Source organism: Streptomyces sp. NPDC002564 (genome assembly GCF_042889645.1).
In the GTDB taxonomy this organism is placed as follows: domain Bacteria; phylum Actinomycetota; class Actinomycetes; order Streptomycetales; family Streptomycetaceae; genus Streptomyces.
Window position 1 is genome coordinate 47,108 of the sequence record NZ_JBIARE010000020.1, and the last position, 20,588, is coordinate 67,695.

The window sequence follows — 20,588 nt, forward strand, 5'->3', positions numbered from 1 at the left end:
GCAGCAGACCCTACTGACCGGGCGCGGGCGCGCCGGGCAGGGGCTGGACGGGCAGCACGTCGGTGTCGAAGCAGGTACGGGTGCCGGTGTGGCAGGCGGGGCCGACCTGGTCGACCTGGACGAGGACGGTGTCCGCGTCGCAGTCGAGGGCGACCTCCTTGACGTACTGGAAGTGCCCGGACGTGTCGCCCTTGACCCAGTACTCCTGGCGGCTGCGCGACCAGTAGGTGCAGCGCCCGGTGGTGAGGGTGCGGTGCAGCGCCTCGTCGTCCATCCAGCCGAGCATCAGCACCTCACCGGTGTCGTACTGCTGGGCGATGGCGGGGACGAGGCCGTCGGCGCTGCGCTTGAGGCGCGCGGCGATCTCCGGGGCGAGGTTGCTGCGGGGCGGGGGCACGCTGGTCATGGGCCCATTGTGCCGCCCCGGTGGTGGCGTCCCGACGGGCGTCCAGGGGATGAGAACCGGGGCGCGGGCGGGCGACGGGTGGGCGGACGGGGGCCGCGGTCGTAGGCTGGCAGGCATGTCGACCCATGCGAAGCGTGAACGACTTCTTCTCGCCGACCTGTTGGAGGCGGAGGGCCCCGAGGCGCCGACCCTGTGCGAGGGCTGGCGGACCCGGGACCTCGCGGCCCACGTGGTGGTGCGCGAGCGCCGGGCGGACGCGGCGGGCGGGCTCCTGATCAAGCAGCTCGCCGGGCGCCTGGAGCGGGTGCAGGCCGAGTTCGCCGCCAAGCCCTACGAGGAACTGGTCCAGCTGATCCGGACGGGCCCGCCGCGGTTCTCGCCCTTCTCCCTGAAGCAGATCGACGAGGCGTCGAACGCCGTCGAGTTCTACGTCCACACCGAGGACGTGCGCCGCGCGCGCCCCGGCTGGACGCCCCGCGAGCTGGACCCGGTCTTCGCCGACGCCCTGTGGTCCCGCCTGGAGCGCACCGCGCGCCTGGTGGGCCGCAAGGCGCCGGTGGGCCTGGTGCTGCGCCGCCCGGACGGCCAGACGGCGGTGGCCCACCGGGGCACCCCGGTGGTCACCGCGACCGGCGAACCGTCCGAGCTGCTGCTGTACGCGTACGGCAGGCAGGAGGTCGCCGACGTCACGCTGGACGGCGACAAGGAGGCGATCGCCCGCCTGCACGAGACGAAGGAACTCGGCCTGTAGAGCGCGCGGGGCCCGCCGCCGTGGGCGCCGTCGCGGCGCCCGCGGCACCTCTTCTCAGGCGTGCTGGAGCCGGTGGGCCGTCAGGGCCAGGGTCAGTTCCACGAGGTCGGTGGGGCGGGTGAGGCCGCGGCCGGTGAGCTGCTCGCAGCGGCGGAGGCGGTTGAGCACCGTGTTGCGGTGGCAGTAGAGGCGGGCGGCGGCCCGCTGCGCCGATCCTTCGCACTCCAGCCACGCCGTGAGCGTGTCGAGCAGCAGGGCCCGGTCGGCGGGCGGCAGGGCGAGCAGCGGGCCGAGGACCCGGTCGGCGAGCAGGCCGCCGAGCGCGGGGGCGGCCGCGACGAGCGCCGCGGGCAGTTCCTCCGCCAGGAGCACGGTGCCGCCGCGCGCGGGGCAGATGCGCAGGGCGGTCTCGGCGAGCCCGCGGGCCCCGCCGACCGCGGCAAGCCCGTCGACGGCGGGGCTGATGCCGACGCGTGCGCCCGCCGTACGGTCCGTCATGTCCCGGAACACGGCGGCGAGGTGGGCGATGCCGAGGCCGTCGCGGTCGCCCAGGTCGTCGAGCGCGACGATGCCGTGCTCGGCGTGCGGGCCGCCGTGCCACACGGCGCGCAGGCCGCCCGGCAGCGCGGGCGGGACCCCGCGCCCGCCCGCGACGAGCACCACGGCGTACCGGCCGCGTTCGGGCAGCCCGAGCGCGGCGGCGACGTCGGGCAGTTCGGCGATGCGGGTCGCGCCGGCCAGGAGGGCCGCGGCGAGCAGGCGGCGCCGGTTCTCGCGGCGCCAGGTCAGTTCGCGCTCGGCGCGCCGGTAGGCCTCGGCCACGCAGATGCAGTGCTCGTCGACGAAGTCCCAGACGTCGGCGGCCAGATGGACGAGCAGCCGCGCGTCCTCGGGGCTGCGGCCGGTCACCTCGTCGACGAGCGCCTGCCAGACCAGTGAGCCGCCGAGCCGGAAGGCGTGCAGCAGGGCGTCCAGCGGGGTGCCGCGGGCCGCGCGTTCGGCGCCGATCCGCGCCGAGCAGGCGCGGGCGGCCTCGCGGGAGCGCGCGGGGTCCAGGAGGGAGGCGACGCTGTGTCCCAGGGACCGCTGGACCTCCCGGCGCACGTCGGGGCAGTCCGCCTCGATCGCGGCCCGGTAGGCGGGCTCCTGCTCCCGCAGCTCCGCAAGCAGCCGGTCGGTGAGCTCGGGGAGCCGTTCGAGGAGCGGCAGGGCGGCGCGGCGCAGGACGGCGACCGCGTCGGGCCCCGCGGGGGCACCGCCGGTCCGGGAACGGGAGCGGGGACGTACCAGGTGCGCGGACATCACGGTCCTCCACGGGTCGGCTGCCGCCGGGACGCGAGCTCCCCGTCCCGGCGCCCGAAGAATGGCATACCGTCTGGTCGGTCTCCAGCCTTCGGGCAGAACCGGGCGGGCGGCGGGGCGCGGGGAGGAGCGGACCGGGGGCCGTTCAGGAGGCCGTCGGCGTGCGTTCCGCGTGGTCGACCAGGCGGGCCAGCTCCAGCCGGGAGCGGACGCCGAGCCGCGCGAAGACGTTGCGCAGGTGGTGGTCGACGGTGCGGGGGCTGACCGAGAGGCGGCTCGCGACCTCGCGGTTGGTCGCGCCCTCGGCGACGCAGCGCGCGATGCGCAGTTGCTGCGGCGTCAGCTCGGCCAGCCTGCCCGGCGGCACACCGCCGGGCAGGGCCGTACCGGCGGCCCCCGTGGCGCGCAGCTCGGCCGCCGCCCGGGCGGCCCAGACGGCGGCACCGCACCGCTCGAAGGCGACCAGCGCGTCGCGCAGCAGCGCGCGGGCGGCGGCCGTCCTGCGGGCGCGGCGCAGCCACCTGCCGTAGAGGGCCGCCGTGCGGGCCCGCTCGAAGTCGCCGCCGGCGCGGTCGTGGCGGGCCAGCGCCTCGGCGTAGCGCGCCTCCACCGCGGGCCGGTCGTCCCCCGCGGACAGCAGCATCGCCCGGCAGCGGGCGAGTTGCGCCGGTGCCTGCGGATCGAGCCCCCGCGCCGCCCACTCGGCGAACTCCGCGACGGCGGCGCGGGCCGCCCCGGGCTCCCCCGCGCCCACGGCCGCCTCCACGAAGCACGGCACGGCGAGCATCCGCACCGCGAAGTGCCCGCGCCGGGGCCCGGTGCCGACGAGCGGGCCGAGCCGGGCCGCCGCCTCGGCCGGCCTGCCGCGCGCCAGGTCGGCGCGGGCCAGCGCCCACTGGGCGAGCGTGGCCGCCTGGGCGAGGCCGTGCCGGTCGGCGATCTCCTGTGCGGCCCCGGCGTGGCAGGCGACGGCGGCCGCGTCGCGGTCCAGGGAGGCGACCAGGGCGAGGACCGCGTGGTGGTGGGCGAGCAGGTTGCGCTGCCCCGCGGCGTGCGCGGCCCGGACGCCCTCCTCGGCGTGCGCCCTGGCCCGCGCGTGCCGACCGGCCCGCAGCTCGCCGTACGCGAGCAGCTCCAGGGCGCGCGGCAGCGCGGCGACCCCGCCGGCGCGGGCCGCGGCGAGGGCCCGGCTCCCCAGGCGGCACGCGGCCGCCGGGTCCCCGGCGACCAGCGCGGCGGCACAGGACCTGGCCGGCGCGTCCGGCTCCCCGTCCCCGCCGGGGCCCGCGGCCACCCGCAGCAGCGCGGCGCGCCCGGCCGCGGTCCTGCCGCCGAGCGCGGCGGACATCCCGGCGCCGTAGTCACGGACCGCGTCGGCCCCTCCCCCACCGCCTCCCGGTACGCCTGTGCGTCCCCCAGCGCCCAGCAGGCCTCCGCCGCCGCGAGGCGCAGGCCGGGCGCGTCGTCCGGCGCGCACAGGCGGGCCGCCAGGAGGAGCGACTCCCGCGCGTCGGCGACCGGCCCGTCGCGCAGGGCCAGCAGGCCGTGGACGCGCTCGGCGCGGCCCCGCACCGACCCTGGAAGGGGCACCTGCCGGGCCTGGGACAGCAGTTCGCGGGCCCGCTCCGGGCGGCCCGCGAGCCGGGCGTGGTCCGCCGCGGCCACCAGCCGCCCGGCGCGCACCGCCGGGTCCGCGCTCAGCGCCGCCGCGTGCGCGAGGGCCGCGCCGCGCTCGCCGTGCGGGGCCGCCGGGTCCTGCGCGGCGGCGGCCAGTGCGTCCCCGGCCCGCGCCCCCGGGCAGGCCGACCCGAGCGTCCGGTGCAGCAGGTGCGCGGGACCGCCCGGCACCTGCGCCGCGAGCAGCCGGTGGGCCGCCCTGCGCACGGCGGGCGGGGCCGCCGCGTAGACCGCCCGCCGCTCCGGCAGGTGCAGGCCGCCACCGGGGGCGCGGCCCAGTCCCGCGCGCTCGGCACGGTCCAGGGCGGCCGCGCCGAGCCCGGCCCGCGCGGCGGCCCGCAGCACGGGCCCGGCAGCCGGACCCGGCCCCTCGGGGTCGCTCTCGTACGCGGCGGCGGTCAGCAGCAGGACGCTCATCCCGGTCACCCGCGTCACGGTAGGCGCGGACCACCGCGTGCGGGGCGCCGACTGGGCAGGAACCCAGCCGGCGCCCCGGGACTCTGTGGCCCCGCACAGCGGCCGCGCGACGCGGCGACGTCACGATCCGTGCGGGCAGTTGCCGCGGTACTCCTCGATGGTCAGGCCCGGCCGGGGCAGCGGGCACAGGAACTGCTCGTAGCGGGTGTCGTCGTCGACGAACCGCTTCAGCCACGACAGGCTGTACTTCGCGATCGTCGTGTCGGACGAGTTCGGCGTGAAGTGCGTGGCGCCGTTCAGCTCCAGGTACGCCTTGTCGAGCGTGCCCGGCAGGCTCTCGTAGAACGGCTCGGAGTGCGTGGCGACGGGTGCGACGGTGTCGCCGTCGGCCCCGACGACCAGGGTCGGCGTCCTCAGCTCGGGCCAGCTCTTGTCGAGGTTCCAGCCGGTGAGCGGGATCGCGGCCCGCAACGAAGGCCTGCTCCTGGCCGCTTCGAGGGTGCCGCCACCGCCCATGGAGTGCCCCATCACACCGAGCCGGTTCGCGTCGATACGCCCGCGCACGGCGCTGCGCTGCGTCAGGTGGTCGAGGGCGGCGAGGAGTTGACGGCCCCGGCTGTCCGGCTGGTCCAGTGTCGTGGTGGTGTCGATGGTGAAGACGACGAAGCCCTGCGAGGCCAGGCGCGGGCCGAGCCAGGCGATGGACGACTGGGAGGCGGTGTAGCCCGGGGAGATGGCGACGGCGCCGAACGTGCCGTCGGCCGTGGACGTCGGGTAGTAGATGGTGCCGCCGCCGAACCCGCTCACGCTCAGGGCGGACACGGTGGTCCGGGAGACGGCGTACGGGCCGCGTGCGGCCTCGATGCTCGACTGCGTCGGGGCGGGGCCGCGCTCGTAGGGGTTGTCGGCGGCCCGCGCGGCCACGGACTGCGAGGTCACCAGGCCGCCGACGGCCAGGAGCGTGGCAAGTCCCGTACGGATCAGGCGGGTTCGCATCTTCAGCACGATGCGTTCCTCTCGGGGAGGGCGGCGCCCGTCCCGGAGCGCCACCGTGGTCGCTGACAGCGACCACGGTGCGGGCATCCGGGGCCCCGCGCATCGGCGAAATCACCGGCCTCACGAGAAACCCGGGGCCGCGGCGAAGCCGCGGCCGTTCAGGGGCGCGGGGAACTGCGCGGCCGGCCGCGAAGGACCCGCCCCCGGCAACCCACCGGCCGAGCAGCCCCCTCCGCCCGACCCGGCGGACGCGCTACCGCACCGGATACCCCGCCCCGCGCAGCGAGCCCTTCACCTCGCCGATCCGCAGATCGCCGAAGTGGAAGACGGACGCGGCGAGCACCGCGTCCGCGCCCGCCGCGACGGCCGGCGCGAAGTGCTCCAGGCGGCCCGCGCCGCCCGACGCGATCACCGGCACGGACACGTGCTTGCGGACGGCCTCGATCATCTCGATGTCGTAGCCGTCCTTCGTGCCGTCCGCGTCCATCGAGTTGAGCAGGATCTCGCCCGCGCCGAGATCGGCGGCCCGGTGCGCCCACTCGACCGCGTCGAGCCCGGCGGAGCGGCGCCCGCCGTGCGTCGTGACCTCGAACGAGCCCGCCTCGGTGCGCCGCGCGTCGACGGACAGCACGAGGACCTGGCGGCCGAAGCGCTCGGCGATCTCCCGGATCAGGTCCGGGCGGGCGATGGCCGCGGTGTTCACGCCGACCTTGTCCGCGCCCGCGCGCAGCAGCTTGTCGACGTCCTCCGCGGTGCGCACGCCACCGCCGACCGTGAGCGGGATGAAGACCTGCTCGGCGGTGCGGCGGACCACGTCGTACGTCGTCTCGCGGTTGCCGGAGGACGCCGTGATGTCCAGGAAGGTGAGCTCGTCGGCGCCCTCGGCGTCGTACACCTTGGCCATCTCGACGGGGTCGCCCGCGTCGCGCAGGTTCTGGAAGTTGACGCCCTTCACGACGCGGCCGTTGTCCACGTCGAGGCAGGGGATCACGCGTACCGCGAGCGTCATGCGCCGGCTCCTCGGAAGGCTTCCAGTTCCACTTCGACCAGGATGCGCGGGTCGACGAAGCCGGAGACGACGGCCAGGGTCGTCACCGGGCGCGCGGCGCCGAAGACCTCCTGGTGCGCCCGGCCCACCGCGTCGGCGTCCCGCGCGTGGGTCAAAAACATCCGGGTGCGGATCACCGCGTCGGCGCCGAGCCCGAACCCGGCGATCGCCTCCAGGGCGTTGGCCATGGCGACCCGCGCCTGCTCGTAGGGGTCGCCCTCGCCGTACAGGACGTCGCCCTTGAAGGACGTGGTGCCGCCGACCACGACCCGGTCGCCCGCGGCGACCGCGCGGGCGAAGCCGAAGGCCTCCTCCCAGGGGCTGCCGCTCTGCACTCGTCGTACGCCGCTCATCGCGCCACGGCCTCCAGTGCTTCCTCCAGCGTGAACGCCTTGGCGTAGAGCGCCTTGCCGACGATCGAGCCCTCGACGCCCTGCGGGACGAGCTCGGCGATGGCCCGCAGGTCGTCCAGGCTGCTGACGCCGCCGGAGGCGACCACGGGGCGGTCGGTGACCGCGCAGACGTTCTTCAGGAGCTCCAGGTTGGGGCCCTGCAGCGTGCCGTCCTTGGCGATGTCGGTGACCACGTAGCGCGCGCAGCCCTCGGCGTCGAGGCGCTCCAGGGTCTCGTAGAGGTCGCCGCCGTCGCGGGTCCAGCCGCGGCCGCGCAGCGTGGTGCCGCGCACGTCGAGGCCGACGGCGATCTTGTCGCCGTGCTCGGCGATGACCTTGGCGACCCACTCCGGGGTCTCCAGGGCCGCGGTGCCGAGGTTGACGCGGGTGCAGCCGGTGGCGAGGGCCGCGGCGAGGGTGTCGTCGTCGCGGATGCCGCCGGACAGTTCGACCTTGATGTCCATGGCGCCCGCGACCTCGGCGATCAGGGCGCGGTTGTCGCCGGTGCCGAACGCCGCGTCCAGGTCGACCAGGTGCAGCCACTCGGCGCCGGACCGCTGCCAGGAGAGGGCCGCCTCCAGCGGGGAGCCGTAGGAGGTCTCCGAGCCGGACTCGCCGTGGACGAGGCGTACGGCCTGGCCGTCGCGGACGTCGACGGCGGGAAGGAGTTCGAGGATGCTCACAGGGTTCCGATCCAGTTGGTGAGGAGCTGGGCGCCGGCGTCGCCGGACTTCTCGGGGTGGAACTGGGTGGCGCTCAGCGCGCCGTTCTCGACGGCCGCCACGAAGGGCTCGCCGTGCGTGGACCAGTGCACGTACGGGGCGCGCATCACCGGGTTGACGACTTCGAGGGACCAGTCGTGCACGGCGTAGGAGTGCACGAAGTAGAAGCGCGCGTCGTCGTCCAGGCCCTTGAAGAGCGGGGACCCGGCCGAGGCCCGCACCGTGTTCCAGCCCATGTGCGGGACGATGTCGGCCTTCAGCGGCTCGACCGTGCCGGGCCACTCGTCCAGGCCCTCGGTCTCCACGCCGTGCTCGATGCCGCGGGCGAAGAGGATCTGCATGCCGACGCAGATGCCCATCACCGGGCGGCCGCCGGCCAGGCGGCGTCCGACGATCCAGTCGCCGCGCGCCTGGGTCAGACCGCGCATGCAGGCGGCGAAGGCGCCGACGCCGGGCACGAGCAGGCCGTCGGCGTTCATCGCGGTGTCGTAGTCGCGCGTTGTCTCGACGTCGGCCCCGGCGCGCGCCAGGGCGCGCTCGGCGGAGCGGATGTTGCCGAAGCCGTAGTCGAAGACGACGACCTTCTTGCGGGGGGTGCTCATCTCGCGTACGCCTCCCGTCAGTTCCAGTAGTCGAGCCGCAGGATGCCCGCGGCCAGGCACATCGCGGCGCCGATGGAGAGCAGCGTGATCAGGCTCTTCGGCATGCCCTGCTTGACGAAGGAGATGATGCCGCCGATCAGGAAGAGACCGACGACGATGAGGATGGTGTTGAGGCCGGTCATGGGTTACAGCGCGCCCTTCGTGGAGGGCAGGATGCCGGCCGCGCGCGGGTCGCGCTCGCTGGCGTAGCGCAGCGCGCGGGCCAGCGCCTTGAACTGGCACTCCACGATGTGGTGGGCGTTGCGGCCGTAGGGGACGTGCACGTGCAGGGCGATCTGCGCCTGCGCGACGAAGGACTCCAGGATGTGCCGGGTCATCGTCGTGTCGTACTCGCCGATCATCGGCGCCATCTTCTCGGGCTCGGTGTGCACGAGGTAGGGGCGGCCGGAGAGGTCGACGGTCACCTGGGCCAGCGACTCGTCCAGCGGCACGGTGCAGTTGCCGAAGCGGTAGATGCCGACCTTGTCGCCGAGGGCCTGCTTGAAGGCGGCGCCGAGCGCGAGGGCGGTGTCCTCGATGGTGTGGTGCGAGTCGATGTGCAGGTCGCCCTCGGTCTTGACCGTCAGGTCGAAGAGGCCGTGGCGGCCGAGCTGGTCGAGCATGTGGTCGTAGAAGCCGACCCCGGTCGACACGTCGACCTTGCCGGTGCCGTCGAGGTCGATCTCGACGAGGACCGACGTCTCCTTGGTCGTTCTCTGGACCCGTCCTACGCGGCTCATGCGCTCTGCTCCTTCTTCAGTTCGCGTACCGCATCGAGGAACGCGTCGTTTTCTGCGGGGGTTCCGGTGGAGACCCGGAGCCAGCCCGGCACTCCGTTGTCCCGGACCAGGACGCCCCGGTCGAGGATCCGCTGCCACACGGCGTGCGCGGCGCCCTCTCCGGTGAATCGGCCGAACTGCACGAAGTTGGCGTCGGAGTCGGTCACCTCGTAGCCCATCGCGCGCAGCTCGGTGACCAGGCGGTCCCGCTCGGCCTTGAGCTGCTCGACGTAGCCGAGGAGGGTGTCGGTGTGCTCCAGGGCGGCCAGCGCGGTGGCCTGGGTGACGGCCGACAGGTGGTACGGCAGGCGGACGAGCTGCACCGCGTCGACCACCGCCGGGTCGGCGGCGAGATAGCCGAGGCGCAGTCCCGCCGCGCCGAACGCCTTCGACATGGTGCGCGAGACGACCAGGTTGGGCCGGCCCTCGATCAGCGGGAGCAGCGAGGCGCCGTGGCTGAACTCGACGTACGCCTCGTCGACCACGACGAGCGCGCCGGCGGTGGCGGCCCTGGCGGCCTGCGCGGCGTCGTACAGGGCGAGGACCGCCTCGGCGCCGACCGCGTTGCCCGTGGGGTTGTTGGGCGTGGTGATGAAGACGACGTCGGGGCGGTGCTCGGCGATGGCCCGGGTGGCGGCGGCCACGTCGATGGTGAAGTCGTCGTGGCGGGGTCCGGAGATCCAGCCGGTGCCGGTGCCGCGGGCGATGAGGCCGTGCATCGAGTACGACGGCTCGAAGCCGATGGCCGTGCGGCCGGGGCCGCCGAAGGTCTGCAGGAGCTGCTGGATGACTTCGTTCGAGCCGTTGGCCGCCCAGACGTGGGCGCGGGTGACCTCGTGGCCGCCGGTGCGGGTGAGGTAGCGGGCGAGCTCGGTGCGCAGCTCGACGGCGTCCCGGTCGGGGTAGCGGTTGAGGTCGCGGGCGGCCGCGCGCACGCGCTCGGCGATCCGGTCGACCAGCGCGTCCGGCAGCGGGTAGGGGTTCTCGTTGGTGTTCAGGCGTACGGGGACGTCGAGCTGGGGAGCGCCGTAGGGCGACTTGCCGCGCAGTTCGTCCCGGATGGGGAGTGCGTCCCAGGGGGACGCGGGGGCGTTGTGCGTCACTTGCTCTCCGGCACCTTCCACCCGAACCGGGCCTTGATCGCCGCGCCGTGCGCGGGCAGGTCCTCCGCCTCGGCGAGCGTCACGACGTGGTGGGCGACGTCGGCGAGGGCGTCGCGCGAGTAGTCCACGATGTGGATGCCGCGCAGGAAGGACTGCACGGACAGGCCCGAGGAGTGGCAGGCGCAGCCGCCGGTCGGCAGGACGTGGTTGGAGCCCGCGCAGTAGTCGCCCAGGGAGACCGGCGCCCAGGGGCCGACGAAGATCGCGCCGGCGTTGCGCACCCGGTCGGCGACGGCGGTGGCGTCGGCGGTCTGGATCTCCAGGTGCTCGGCGCCGTACGCGTCGACGACCCGCAGGCCCTCCGCCAGGCCGTCGACCAGGACGATCGCGGACTGGCGGCCGGCGAGCGCGGGGGCGATCCGGTCCTCGACGTGCTTGGACGCGGCGACCTGCGGCTCCAGCTCCTTGGCGACCGCGTCCGCGAGGGCCACGGAGTCCGTGACCAGGACGGCGGCCGCGAGCGGGTCGTGCTCGGCCTGGCTGATCAGGTCGGACGCGACGTGCACCGGGTCGGCGGTGTCGTCGGCGAGGACGGCGATCTCGGTGGGGCCCGCCTCGGTGTCGATGCCGATGCGCCCGGTGAAGTAGCGCTTGGCGGCGGCGACCCAGATGTTGCCGGGGCCGGTGACCATGTTGGCGGGGGCGCAGCTCTCGGTGCCGTGGGCGAACATCGCGACGGCCTGGGCGCCGCCGACCGCGTACACCTCGTCGATGCCGAGGAGCGCGCAGGCGGCGAGGATCGTCGGGTGCGGCAGCCCGCCGAAGTCGGCCTGCGGGGGCGACGCGAGCGCCATCGACTCGACGCCCGCCTCCTGCGCCGGGACCGCGTTCATGATCACGGAGGAGGGGTAGACCGAGCGGCCGCCGGGGGCGTAGAGCCCGACGCGCTCGACGGGCACCCACTTCTCGGTGACCGAGCCGCCGGGCACGACCTGGGTGGTGTGCGGGGCGCGGCGCTGCTCGCGGTGGACGGCACGGGCGCGGCGGATGGACTCCTCCAGGGCGGCGCGCACGGCCGGGTCGAGGCCGTCGAGGGCCTCGGTGAGCGCGGCGGCCGGGACACGGACCTGCGTCAGGCGCACGCCGTCGAACTTCTCCGCGTACTCGATCAGCGCCGCGTCGCCACGATGATGCACGTCCTCGCAGATGGGCCGCACCTTCTCCAGGGCGGCCGCGACGTCGAAGTCGGCACGGGGCAGCAGGGCGCGCAGGGCGGACCCGGACGGAAGGTCCGTGAGGGCATCGCCGCGCAGATCGATTCGAGAGATCACACGCCAATTCTCTCAGACCTTGTTTCGGCTCCGGTCGCCCGTATCACTGGCTGATATGAACCCCGCGAGACCGCGCTCACCACTAGCGTTCAGCCGGTCACGCAACGGGCATGAAACAGGTGTACGAGGGACGCGCGGGCGCAGGACGGAGGGCTCAGTCAGTGGTCGACGACGCCGGCACCGGGGATCCGCCGGACGGCCTGACCGCCGCGGAGATCGGCATGTGGCAGGCCTTCCGCAACGGCAGCGTCTACGACCTCAGGTCCGGCGATCCCGCGGCCGACGATCCGCACGGCGGGCACCCCTGGGGGCCCGAGCGCAGCGTGCGGGCGCGCATCGTGTGCTGGCTGCTGCTCGACGGGCCGCCCGCCCTCGCGGGCCGGGTCTCCTCCCTGAAGCTGGCGGGCGTGCAGATCACCGACGTCCTGGACCTCGCGGGCGGCACGGTCGTGCCGTACGCGGAGCTGAAGCACTGCCGCTTCGAGAAGGAGGTCCTGCTGCCCGAGGCGCGCTTCGCCACGCTGCGGCTCGTGGACTGCTCGATCCCGCGCGTCGAGGCGGCCCGCCTGCACACCGAGGGCGACCTGCACCTGCCGCGCTGCCGGATCCACAACGGCATCCGCCTGACCGACGCGCACATCGGCACCGACCTGCTCCTGAACCAGGCCGTGGTCTACCGCGACCGGCGCGGCCGCTCCATCACCGGCGACGGCCTCACCGTCGGCCAGGACCTCCAGGCCGAGCTGATGGAGTCGCACGGCGAGCTGAGCCTGCGCGGCGCGAAGGTCGGCGTCTCGCTCAGCCTGCGCGGCAGCCGGCTGATCAACCAGTACGGGCGGCACGCCCTCAACGCCCCGCAGATGACCGTCGAGCGCACCCTCTATCTGACCCCGGCCGCCGTCGGCAATCCGCCGCAGAGCAGCGGCACCACCCCCGCGCGCGGCACCCGCGTGCAGCGCTTCGAGTGCGCGGGCGGCATCCGCCTGGACGACGGCCGCTTCGGCGACGCCATCGACTTCGCGCAGGCCCGCTTCACCCTGCAGAACGACCAGGAGCTGTCGCTGCGCCGCGTCCAGACGCCCGAGCTGCGCTTCCTCGGCGAGGCGCCGCAGCGCGGCAAGGTGGTGCTGTCCGGCGTGAAGGTCGTCAACCTCATCGACCGCGCGGCGAGCTGGCCCGGACCCGGCGGCCTGCAGATGGGCGGTTTCACGTACGAGAACCTCGTGCCGCAGGGCAGCTTCCCGCTCGCCCGGCGGCTGAGCTGGGTGGCGGCCGCGACCGCCGAGTACAACCCGGAGCCCTACGAGCGGCTCGCCGCCGTCCTGCGCGGCGGCGGCGAGGACGCCGACGCGCGGGAGGTGCTCCTCGCCAAGCAGCGCAGGCGCCGCGAGACGCTGCCGCTGGCCGCCAAGCTGTGGGGCTACGCGCAGGACTGGACGGTGGCCTACGGCTACCGCCCCGGCCGGGCCGCGGTGTGGATGGCCGTGCTGTGGGCGGTCAGCGCGGTGGCGTTCTCCCGCGCCGAGCACCCCGCGATCAACCCGGGCGAGCACCCGCGCTGGGACCCCGCCCTGTTCTCCCTCGACCTGCTGCTGCCCGTGATCAATCTCGGCCAGGAGAGCTACTGGCAGCTGAACGGCGGCTGGCAGTGGTTCTCCACCGTGCTGGTCCTGCTCGGCTGGATCCTCGCCACGGCGGTCGCGGCGGGCGCCACCCGCCTCCTGCGGCGCAACTGACGCACGGCCGGAACCGGTGGCCCCCGGCCGAACCGTTACCCGCCGCCGGGCAACCATCGCCGCCCCACGACCGTCATCCCTGCGACCAACCATCGAACAACCACGAGGTGACCGGCGAGACCGCGCGAGCGGCGCCGGTTCAGGCGCAAAGGAGGGCACGGTGCTGCGTGCCTTCATCCGTACCGCCCGCATGGTCCGGCACACCCCGCGGCTCGCGGCCGGCCTCCCGACGGACGACGAGGTGCTCCTCGACGTACCCGACGAGCGGCTCGCCCCGGCGCTCGTCGCCGCCGGACGCGGTGACTACGGCCCGGCGTCGAAGGTCCTCGCCACCACCCGCGAGGCCGCCGAGTGGGAGAACCGCGACCGCTACGCCACCCGCCTCGCCGCCTTCGCCCGCTCCCGCCCCGAGTGGTTCGACGACTGGCTCGGCGCCTCCCCGCACGACCCGGACGCCCTGCTCGTCAAGGCCGAGCTCGCCGTCGTCCGCGGCTGGGAGTCCCCGGCCCGCGCCGAGCTGCTGCGCGAGGCGGGCCCGCTGCTCACCGCCGCCGCCGAGGCCGACCCGCGCGACCCGGTGCCCTGGCGGATCGCCCTGGACCACGCCCGGGGCACGCACGCCTCCCACACCCTCTTCGAGCGGCTGTGGGAGGAGGCGGTGCGCCGCTCCTCGTACCACTACGGCTGCCACGCCTCGGCGCTGCAGTACCTGTCGGCGGCCTGGTACGGCTCGCACCGCGAGTGCTTCGACTTCGCCGAGCGCGCGGCGGCGGACGCGCTGCCCGGCTCACTGATCCAGGTCCTGCCGGCCCGCGCCGCCTTCGCCTACCTCACCAGCCCCTCGGGCAAGGTGCCGCGCGGGCGCCTGGACGCGGCGGCCGACCTCGCCATCGGCCTCTCCCGGGAGTACGCGGCCGGGGACCCCTGGCCGGCCGAGGTCCGCAACCTCCTCACCTACGTCCTGATCCGCCTGGAGCGCTGGGACGACGCCCTGGAGCAGTTGCGCCTGATCGGCCCCTACGCGACCTCGTTCCCCTGGGACCGGATGGCCGACGATCCGCTCGGCCAGTTCCTGGAGCTGCGCGACGGCGTGCGCATCGAAGTGGCCTCGCGGACCCCGCTGCGCCCTCCGCGCGACCGCGGCACCTCCGGCGAGCATTAGGCTTGCCGGTCGTGACCACCCGGCTTCCGCTCTTCCCGCTCAACTCGGTGCTGTTCCCCGGCCTCGTGCTGCCGCTGAACGTCTTCGAGGAGCGATATCGCGCCATGATGCGCGAGCTGCTCAAGACCCCCGAGGAGGAGCAGCGTCAGTTCGCGGTCGTCGCGATCCGCGACGGCCTGGAGGTGGCGCCCAGCGCGCCGGGCCTCCCCGACCAGACGGCGCTGCCCGAGCACGGCCCCGCCGCGGGCTTCGGCGACGACCCGCTCAAGGCCTTCCACACGATGGGCTGCGTGGCCGACGCGGCGACGATCAGGGAGCGCGAGGACGGCGGCTTCGAGGTCCTCGCGACGGGCACGACCCGGGTGCGGATCCACTCGGTGGACGCCTCCGGCGCCTTCCTGACCGCCGAGGTCGAGGAGGTCCCCGAGGAGTCGGGCGAGGGCGCAGGCACGCTGGCCGAAGGCGTCCTGCGGGCCTTCCGCTCGTACCAGAAGCGGCTGGCGGGGGCGCGGGAGCGGTCGCTGTCGACCGGGGCCGAGCTGCCCGACGACCCGTCCGTCGTGTCGTATCTGGTCGCCGCGGCGGCCGTCCTGGACACCGCGACCAAGCAGCGGCTCCTGGCGGCGCCGGACACCGCGGCGCGGCTGCGCGACGAGCTGAAACTGCTGCGCTCGGAGACCGCGATCATCCGCAACCTCCCGTCCCTGCCCGCGACGGACCTCACCCGCGGCACGACCAGCCTCAACTGACGTAAGGCGCGAGCACCTTGGCGAAGAAGCAGAAGAAGCAGTCCGGGGGCACCCCGGCGACGGTCGCGCTCACCGCCGCGGGCACGGCCTTCACGGTGCACTCCTACGAGCACGACCCGGCCCACCCCTCCTACGGCGACGAGGCGGCGGAGGCCATGGGCGTCTCCCCGGAGCGGGTGTTCAAGACGCTGGTCGCCGAGGTGGACGGGGAGCTCACCGTGGCGGTCGTGCCCGTGGCGGGCTCCCTGGACCTGAAGGCGCTGGCCGCCGCGGTCGCGGGCAAGCGGGCGGTGCTGGCCGACCCGGCCGCCGCCGAGCGGACCACCGGCTATGTGCGCGGCGGCATCTCGCCGCTGGGCCAGCGCAAGCGGCTGCGCACGGTCCTGGACGACTCGGCGCGGGCGCACGCCACGATCTGCGTCTCCGCGGGCCGCCGCGGCCTGGAGGTGGAGCTCGCGCCGGACGACCTGGCGGAGCTCACCGGCGCGGTCCTGGCGCCCATCGGCCGGTCCTGACGCCCCGGGCGCGGCCCGCCCCGCGGACGACGTGAAAGTGCCCTCGACACCTGCCCCGTACGGGACTAGTACCAAGGGCATGTCGAAGAAGACGCGCATGCGCAAGTGGCGGGCGAAGAAGCGCAAGGCCAATCACGGCAGGCGTCCCGCCTGAGATCAGGGCTGCCCCGGCGGCGGCCAGGAGCCCGTCCCGTCGGGGCGGCCGTCGGGGTGGGACCCGCCATAGGGGTGACCGTCGGAATGGGACCCGCCGTAGGGATGGCCGTCGGGGTGGGACCCGCCGTACGGGTTCTGGTACGGGTCCGGATACGCGTGCGGATACGGCTCGGGGTCCCGCGGTCCGAACAGCGCGGTCAGGCCGAGGTGCACGGCCAGCGCGGCCACCGGCCAGGCCAGCAACGTGCCCACGGCCTTGAGCTCGAGAGGCGCGTCGAAGACGACGCCCTTGCCGACGGACTTGGCGTGCGCGACGACGTCCGTTTCGGGCCCGAGCCAGATGCCGATCTGCAGGCCGAGCAGCGCGCCCAGCAGGCTGCCGAGCGCGAGCCCGACGACCAGCGGGATCCCGCCGCGCCGGCGCAGCAGGAAGACGACGACCCCGCTGACCAGGCCGAAGGCCAGTGCCAGCAGCGCGAACGTGCCGTCCACGCCTATCGCCTGCTCGCCCTCGGTGTCCTTGAGGTAGACCGCCGTGCCGTCCGAGATGAGCGGGACGCGCGGGGAGAGCCACATCCACAGCGCGCCGAGCAGGATGCCGCTGACGGCCACCACGACCATGATCACTGCGGACTCGCGCACTTCGGTCTTCATGCCGGGACCGTCCTCCTCGTGTCCGTGAGGAGACGTCGCTCCCGACGGCTGCGCGGCTGCCTGCCAGGGGTCGTGCGGGGGTTGGTGGTGCGGCGGTTGGGAGGGTGTCAGCGGTGCGGTCACCCCCACATCGTGCCAGGACTCCCTGTGGAGCGCGTCACCGGACGGCCGCCCGGCGGAACGCCCAGGTCGCGACGGCCAGCGAGGCCACGCCGACCCCCGCGCAGACCGCCAGGTCCAGGGCCACGACGGCCCAGTCCGGATCGGGCCCGAACGTACGGGCGAAGGCTTCCACGCCGTACGTGGAGGGCAGCAGGTCACGCGCGTACTGCAGCAGCGCCGGCATCCGGTCGGCCGGGAGCACGCCGAGCAGCAGCGCCGCCGACATGCCCATCTGCCCCAGCAGCGTGGCCAGTTCGGGCCGGGGCGCCAGCAGGCCGAGGGCGGCCCCGAGCCCGGCGAGCGCGGCGCCGGCCAGCGGGATGACCGCCAGGAGCACCCACAGGTGGGTGAGCGGCAGCCCGAAGAGCGCACACCCGACGATCGCCGTGACGAAGGTGCCGGGGACGGTGAAGGAGGCGTACGCGGCCGCGGCGCCCAGGACCACGGCGGCGGGCGGCACGGGCAGCGTCGCGTAGTGGTCGAGGCCCCCGTCGGAGCGGAGCTGTCCGAAGTACTGCGCGAGCAGGTTGAGCGCGACGAACGCGACGACGAGCACGGAGGACCCGGCGACCACGGCCCGCGCCTCACCGCCCCCGTCGACGACCCCGCGCATCAGGATCATGATCCCGACGGACTGGAAGGTCGCCACGAACAGCAGCGGAATCCGGGCGACCCGGGCCCGGGACAGCTGGGCCCGGTAGACGGCCGAGAGCGCGGGAAAGAGCCGCGCCGGCGGCCCGAGGGCAGCGGGGCCTTCCGCCTCCTGCGCCACGCGGACGCCATCGGCCCGCACAGTGGCTTCCAGGGGAACCGCACTCACCGGGCAACCCTTCCGTCGTCGTTGCTGCGCACCGCGTTCCTGCGCACCGCGTTCCTGCGCACCGCACGAGAAATCAAGACTTCACCAGCCCCCGTCCGCTGCCGCCGAGGGCGAGGTACACGTCCTCCAGGCTGGGCGTGGCCAGCGTGAAGTCGTCGAGGGCGGCGAACGCGGCCCCGCCGGTCACCGCCGCCACGGCCGCCCGCGCCTCGTCGGGCGCGAGCCGCAGGGACCAGCGCCGCCCCGACTCGACGGCGAACGAGCGCAGCGCGGCCACCTCGGGCACGTTCAGCGGGGCCCGCTCCCGCCAGACCAGTTCCACCCGGACCTCGTCGGCGACCTTCTCCTTCAGGCCCGCCGGGCTGTCGCAGGCGATGACCTTGCCCTGGTCGAGCACGGCGACCCGGTCCAGGACGGTCTCGGCCTCGATGACGTTGTGCGTCACCAGGACCACGGTCGTGCCGCGCTCGGCGCGCCGCCGGTCGATCGCCGCCCAGACGGCCCGCCGTGCGACGGGGTCCATGCCGGTCGTCGGCTCGTCGAGGACCAGCAGCTGGCGCTCCCCCACCAGGGCGGTGGCGAAGCAGGCGAGCCTGCGCTGGCCGCCGGAGAGCTTCTTCAGCGGCCGCGAGGCCAGCGGGGTGAGCCCCAGCTCCGCCAGGACCGCGTCCCGCTCGGCCCGCGCCCGCGGCACGTCGAGGCCGCGCAGCCGTCCGGTCGTCTCCACGGCGAGCGACACGGTCAGCTCGTCGAGGGCGGTGGACTCCTGGCCCAGGTACGCGAGGATGCGCGCGGCCCGCTCGGGGTGGCGCACGATGTCGTGGCCGAGGATCTCGACGCTCCCGCTGTCGGGCTTCATCAGCCCGGTCAGCTGGCGTACGAGGGTGGACTTGCCGGCGCCGTTGGGGCCGAGCAGTCCGAAGATCTCGCCGCGCTCGACCGTCAGGCCGATCCCGTCGGTGGCGCGGACCTCGGGGGTCGCGGGCCTGCCGCGCCGGGCGCGGGCGGCGGGATAGGTCTTGACCAGGTCGCGCACCGCGCAGACGGCGTCGTTGCCGTGTTCCTGACGGAGTCCCTGTCGGACTGCCGGTGCCGGGCGCGTACTCACGAAGGACGAGCCTACGGGGTCCGCGGGTGCGGGCGACGCCCGGGGCGCCCCGTACGTCCGGTGTCAGTCACCGGCGCGGTCCCCCGCGGGCGCGTGTTCGGCGGCCGTCCGCACGTCGACCTCCCGCCAGAACCCGGCCCGGATCGCATAGCGGTCGTGCTCGTCGATCTGGTCGTCCTTGTGCGCGAGCAGGCCGAATCGCGCCGCGTAGCGCAGGAGCTCCCCGTCGATGCGGTGCGGGATGCGGGGGTACATCGTCGACAGCTTCTGCAGGTTGTGCTGTTCCGGGAGGCGGGCCATCCAGCGCCGTGCGAACACCTGTCCCACCTCGAAGGGGTCGCCGCCGACGGTGGTGATGTCCTCCTCGCGGTCGGCCCAGCGCTGCTCGGCCGTCGTCAGCTGGGCGAGGGTGGGCAGCGCGGCGGCCTCGGCGCCCTCCGCGGCGCCGCCGGGCCGCTCGACCCAGCCCTTGTCGGAGGACCAGCGCAGGGTCGCGCTGGTGGGGTGCTGGGCCGCCTGGGTGCCGGGGCCGCGCAGGGCCGCCAGGTCCTTGGGGGTGGGCACGCCCTTGCCCGGCGGGATGCGGTGCTCGTCGGCGGGGCGGCCGTTGGCGGCCGGCTCGGGGTGCCCGTCGGGGGTCTGCTCCTCGGCGTGCTGCGCGGCGGCGGCGAGCGCGGACTCCGGCAGCGGCGCGGAGAGGATCGCGGCGATCTCGGGGCGCGGGGCGGGCGGCGGCGCGCAGCTGCCGGTGAGCTCCTTGGCGCGGACGGCCTTGGTGATCCAGGCGCGGTCCAGGACGCGCCGCTCGTCGGCCTCGGCGACCAGGTCCTCGGACTGGTTGTAGTCGCCGTCGGCGGCCTGCACGGCCCACAGGTGGACGGCGACGCCGTGCTCCTTGGCGGCCATCATGCCGGGCAGCAGGTCGCCGTCGCCGGTGACGAGCACGACGTCGGAGCAGGCGCGGTTGCGGGCCAGCTCGGTCAGCTCGGCATGCATCGCGGCGTCCACGCCCTTCTGCGCCCACCGCCCGTCGCTGCGGGTCAGGGCGCCGAGGCGGACCGTCACACGGGGCATGACGCGCAGCCGGCGGTGCTCGGGCTGGGGCACCCGGTCGGGCGCGCCGTCGAACCAGTAGATGCGCAGCAGGGGGCGCTCGGTGTCGGACTCCGCGCGCTCGCGCAGGCCCTGGATCAGGGCGGCGTGATCGACGGTGATCCGGGACCTGGAGGGTTCGCCGGCGAGGAGACTCGCGGCGGCTCCCAGCAGATACCCGGCGTCCACCAGGACGATGCAGCGATCCACGAGGTCCACCCTCTTTCCCTGGAGGTTCCCTGACGTGCCTGGAGGTTCCAGAACAGTGCCCGGAGGTCTCTGGACGTTCCCTCGAAGGCCCACGAAGACACCCTGGAAGGGCAACGAATCAGGGGTGCGGGTCCGCGTCGGGTTTCCTTCGAGTCTGCCCGACCGGGCGGAGGTTAACGGCCGGAACTCGATCTTCGGCGTGGCGTATCGGCGGATCGCTCTCCGACAGGCCTTATGACGCACGGTAATTCTCCGAAATGCACACTGTGTCGCCATATGTGAATCTGGTCGCGTCCTGGCCCCCAGATCCCCCTCAGGAGGAAGATCACCATGGCCAAGAACAAGAACCGCAAGCAGGGTGGCGAGCAGAACCGCTCCTCGCAGGCCGAGCAGGCCCAGGAGCAGGCCAAGTCGACGGCGTCGGAGGCCCAGTCCCCGCTGCAGTCGCAGGCCCAGGGCAGCCCTGCCGATGTTGCCCGTAAGCACCAGCGCCGCTTCGGCCACAACTGACCCGGGTCCGGGCACACATGAGGGGCGGCCCCCGCCGGGGCGGGGGGGGCCCCCAAGGGGGGGTTGAGTCGGTGGAGCCCGGGCGCGCGTGGGGGGCCCAGAACCAAAACCGCGTGTCCACCGCGGGCCCGGGCGGCCGGGCGACCCCG

22 protein-coding genes are annotated in these 20,588 nt (G+C 74.7%); 6 read left to right on the forward strand and 16 right to left on the reverse strand.

Annotation, left to right across the window (positions count from 1 at the left end):
• Positions 1-10 precede the first annotated feature (10 nt).
• Positions 11-406, reverse strand: a complete 396-nt coding sequence (gene hisI / locus ACFYXE_RS37085) for a phosphoribosyl-AMP cyclohydrolase (protein WP_361179571.1) — start codon at positions 404-406, stop codon at positions 11-13.
• Between the two features lie 115 nt (positions 407-521).
• Here hisI and ACFYXE_RS37090 point away from each other — a divergent pair, with 115 nt between their 5' ends.
• Positions 522-1,157, forward strand: coding sequence for a TIGR03085 family metal-binding protein (locus ACFYXE_RS37090; protein ID WP_389320615.1), 636 nt, complete (start codon positions 522-524; stop codon positions 1,155-1,157).
• 54 nt (positions 1,158-1,211) lie between these two features.
• Here the strand turns inward: ACFYXE_RS37090 and ACFYXE_RS37095 are convergent, their stop codons facing one another.
• From ACFYXE_RS37095 to hisD, 11 genes are all read right to left on the reverse strand, one after another.
• Positions 1,212-2,459: a PucR family transcriptional regulator gene (locus ACFYXE_RS37095; protein ID WP_389320618.1), complete on the reverse strand. Its 1,248-nt coding sequence runs from the start codon at positions 2,457-2,459 to the stop codon at positions 1,212-1,214.
• A 145-nt stretch (positions 2,460-2,604) separates the two neighbouring features.
• Positions 2,605-3,807, reverse strand: a complete 1,203-nt coding sequence (locus tag ACFYXE_RS37100; RefSeq protein ID WP_389320621.1) for a LuxR C-terminal-related transcriptional regulator — start codon at positions 3,805-3,807, stop codon at positions 2,605-2,607.
• Between the two features lie 866 nt (positions 3,808-4,673).
• Positions 4,674-5,549, reverse strand: coding sequence for an alpha/beta hydrolase family protein (locus tag ACFYXE_RS37105; RefSeq protein WP_389320654.1), 876 nt, complete (start codon positions 5,547-5,549; stop codon positions 4,674-4,676).
• 253 nt (positions 5,550-5,802) lie between these two features.
• Positions 5,803-6,558 carry an imidazole glycerol phosphate synthase subunit HisF gene (hisF, locus tag ACFYXE_RS37110; RefSeq protein ID WP_361179665.1) on the reverse strand — a complete coding sequence of 252 codons (756 nt, stop codon included), beginning with the start codon at positions 6,556-6,558 and terminating at the stop codon, positions 5,803-5,805.
• Positions 6,555-6,950: a RidA family protein gene (locus tag ACFYXE_RS37115; RefSeq protein WP_389320625.1), complete on the reverse strand. Its 396-nt coding sequence runs from the start codon at positions 6,948-6,950 to the stop codon at positions 6,555-6,557. Before ACFYXE_RS37115 ends, hisF begins: the two co-directional genes overlap by 4 nt.
• Positions 6,947-7,672 carry a bifunctional 1-(5-phosphoribosyl)-5-((5-phosphoribosylamino)methylideneamino)imidazole-4-carboxamide isomerase/phosphoribosylanthranilate isomerase PriA gene (gene priA, locus ACFYXE_RS37120; protein ID WP_361179660.1) on the reverse strand — a complete coding sequence of 242 codons (726 nt, stop codon included), beginning with the start codon at positions 7,670-7,672 and terminating at the stop codon, positions 6,947-6,949. Before priA ends, ACFYXE_RS37115 begins: the two co-directional genes overlap by 4 nt.
• Positions 7,669-8,313, reverse strand: a complete 645-nt coding sequence (hisH, locus tag ACFYXE_RS37125) for an imidazole glycerol phosphate synthase subunit HisH (protein WP_361179658.1) — start codon at positions 8,311-8,313, stop codon at positions 7,669-7,671. The genes priA and hisH overlap by 4 nt, the downstream gene beginning before the upstream one ends.
• Positions 8,314-8,330: 17 nt before the next feature.
• On the reverse strand, positions 8,331-8,495 hold the full coding sequence (locus ACFYXE_RS37130; RefSeq protein WP_055563286.1) for a hypothetical protein: 165 nt from the start codon (positions 8,493-8,495) through the stop codon (positions 8,331-8,333).
• A gap of 3 nt (positions 8,496-8,498) precedes the next feature.
• Positions 8,499-9,092: an imidazoleglycerol-phosphate dehydratase HisB gene (gene hisB, locus ACFYXE_RS37135; RefSeq protein WP_362992372.1), complete on the reverse strand. Its 594-nt coding sequence runs from the start codon at positions 9,090-9,092 to the stop codon at positions 8,499-8,501.
• The gene (locus tag ACFYXE_RS37140) at positions 9,089-10,234 is read right to left on the reverse strand and encodes a histidinol-phosphate transaminase (protein WP_361179651.1); all 1,146 of its coding nucleotides are present in this window, start codon (positions 10,232-10,234) and stop codon (positions 9,089-9,091) included. Before ACFYXE_RS37140 ends, hisB begins: the two co-directional genes overlap by 4 nt.
• Positions 10,231-11,565 carry a histidinol dehydrogenase gene (gene hisD / locus ACFYXE_RS37145; protein ID WP_361179648.1) on the reverse strand — a complete coding sequence of 445 codons (1,335 nt, stop codon included), beginning with the start codon at positions 11,563-11,565 and terminating at the stop codon, positions 10,231-10,233. Before hisD ends, ACFYXE_RS37140 begins: the two co-directional genes overlap by 4 nt.
• 110 nt (positions 11,566-11,675) lie before the next feature.
• On the opposite strand from hisD, the gene ACFYXE_RS37150 reads away from it, so the two are divergent.
• From ACFYXE_RS37150 to ybaK, 4 genes are all read left to right on the forward strand, one after another.
• Positions 11,676-13,301, forward strand: coding sequence for an oxidoreductase (locus ACFYXE_RS37150; RefSeq protein WP_389320632.1), 1,626 nt, complete (start codon positions 11,676-11,678; stop codon positions 13,299-13,301).
• Positions 13,302-13,491: 190 nt separating this feature from the next.
• Complete coding sequence (locus ACFYXE_RS37155; protein WP_361179674.1) at positions 13,492-14,463, forward strand: hypothetical protein; 972 nt, start codon at positions 13,492-13,494, stop codon at positions 14,461-14,463.
• A gap of 2 nt (positions 14,464-14,465) precedes the next feature.
• Positions 14,466-15,212 (forward strand): LON peptidase substrate-binding domain-containing protein, encoded by a 747-nt coding sequence (locus ACFYXE_RS37160; RefSeq protein ID WP_389320635.1) that lies wholly within the window; start codon positions 14,466-14,468, stop codon positions 15,210-15,212.
• A 17-nt stretch (positions 15,213-15,229) separates the two neighbouring features.
• A complete protein-coding gene (gene ybaK, locus ACFYXE_RS37165; RefSeq protein WP_389320638.1) occupies positions 15,230-15,727 on the forward strand; it encodes a Cys-tRNA(Pro) deacylase in 498 nt (165 codons plus the stop codon).
• A gap of 156 nt (positions 15,728-15,883) precedes the next feature.
• Here the strand turns inward: ybaK and ACFYXE_RS37170 are convergent, their stop codons facing one another.
• The 4 genes from ACFYXE_RS37170 to ACFYXE_RS37185 form a co-directional block, all read right to left on the reverse strand.
• Entirely contained in the window at positions 15,884-16,660 is a 777-nt protein-coding gene (locus ACFYXE_RS37170; protein ID WP_389320641.1) for a DUF2567 domain-containing protein, read from the reverse strand.
• A gap of 34 nt (positions 16,661-16,694) precedes the next feature.
• Positions 16,695-17,519 (reverse strand): ABC transporter permease, encoded by an 825-nt coding sequence (locus ACFYXE_RS37175; protein WP_389320644.1) that lies wholly within the window; start codon positions 17,517-17,519, stop codon positions 16,695-16,697.
• Positions 17,520-17,592: 73 nt separating this feature from the next.
• Positions 17,593-18,627 carry an ABC transporter ATP-binding protein gene (locus tag ACFYXE_RS37180; RefSeq protein WP_389320647.1) on the reverse strand — a complete coding sequence of 345 codons (1,035 nt, stop codon included), beginning with the start codon at positions 18,625-18,627 and terminating at the stop codon, positions 17,593-17,595.
• Between the two features lie 63 nt (positions 18,628-18,690).
• Positions 18,691-19,929 (reverse strand): NYN domain-containing protein, encoded by a 1,239-nt coding sequence (locus tag ACFYXE_RS37185; protein ID WP_389320658.1) that lies wholly within the window; start codon positions 19,927-19,929, stop codon positions 18,691-18,693.
• Between the two features lie 330 nt (positions 19,930-20,259).
• Here ACFYXE_RS37185 and ACFYXE_RS37190 point away from each other — a divergent pair, with 330 nt between their 5' ends.
• Positions 20,260-20,439: a hypothetical protein gene (locus ACFYXE_RS37190; RefSeq protein ID WP_361179640.1), complete on the forward strand. Its 180-nt coding sequence runs from the start codon at positions 20,260-20,262 to the stop codon at positions 20,437-20,439.
• Positions 20,440-20,588 lie beyond the last annotated feature (149 nt).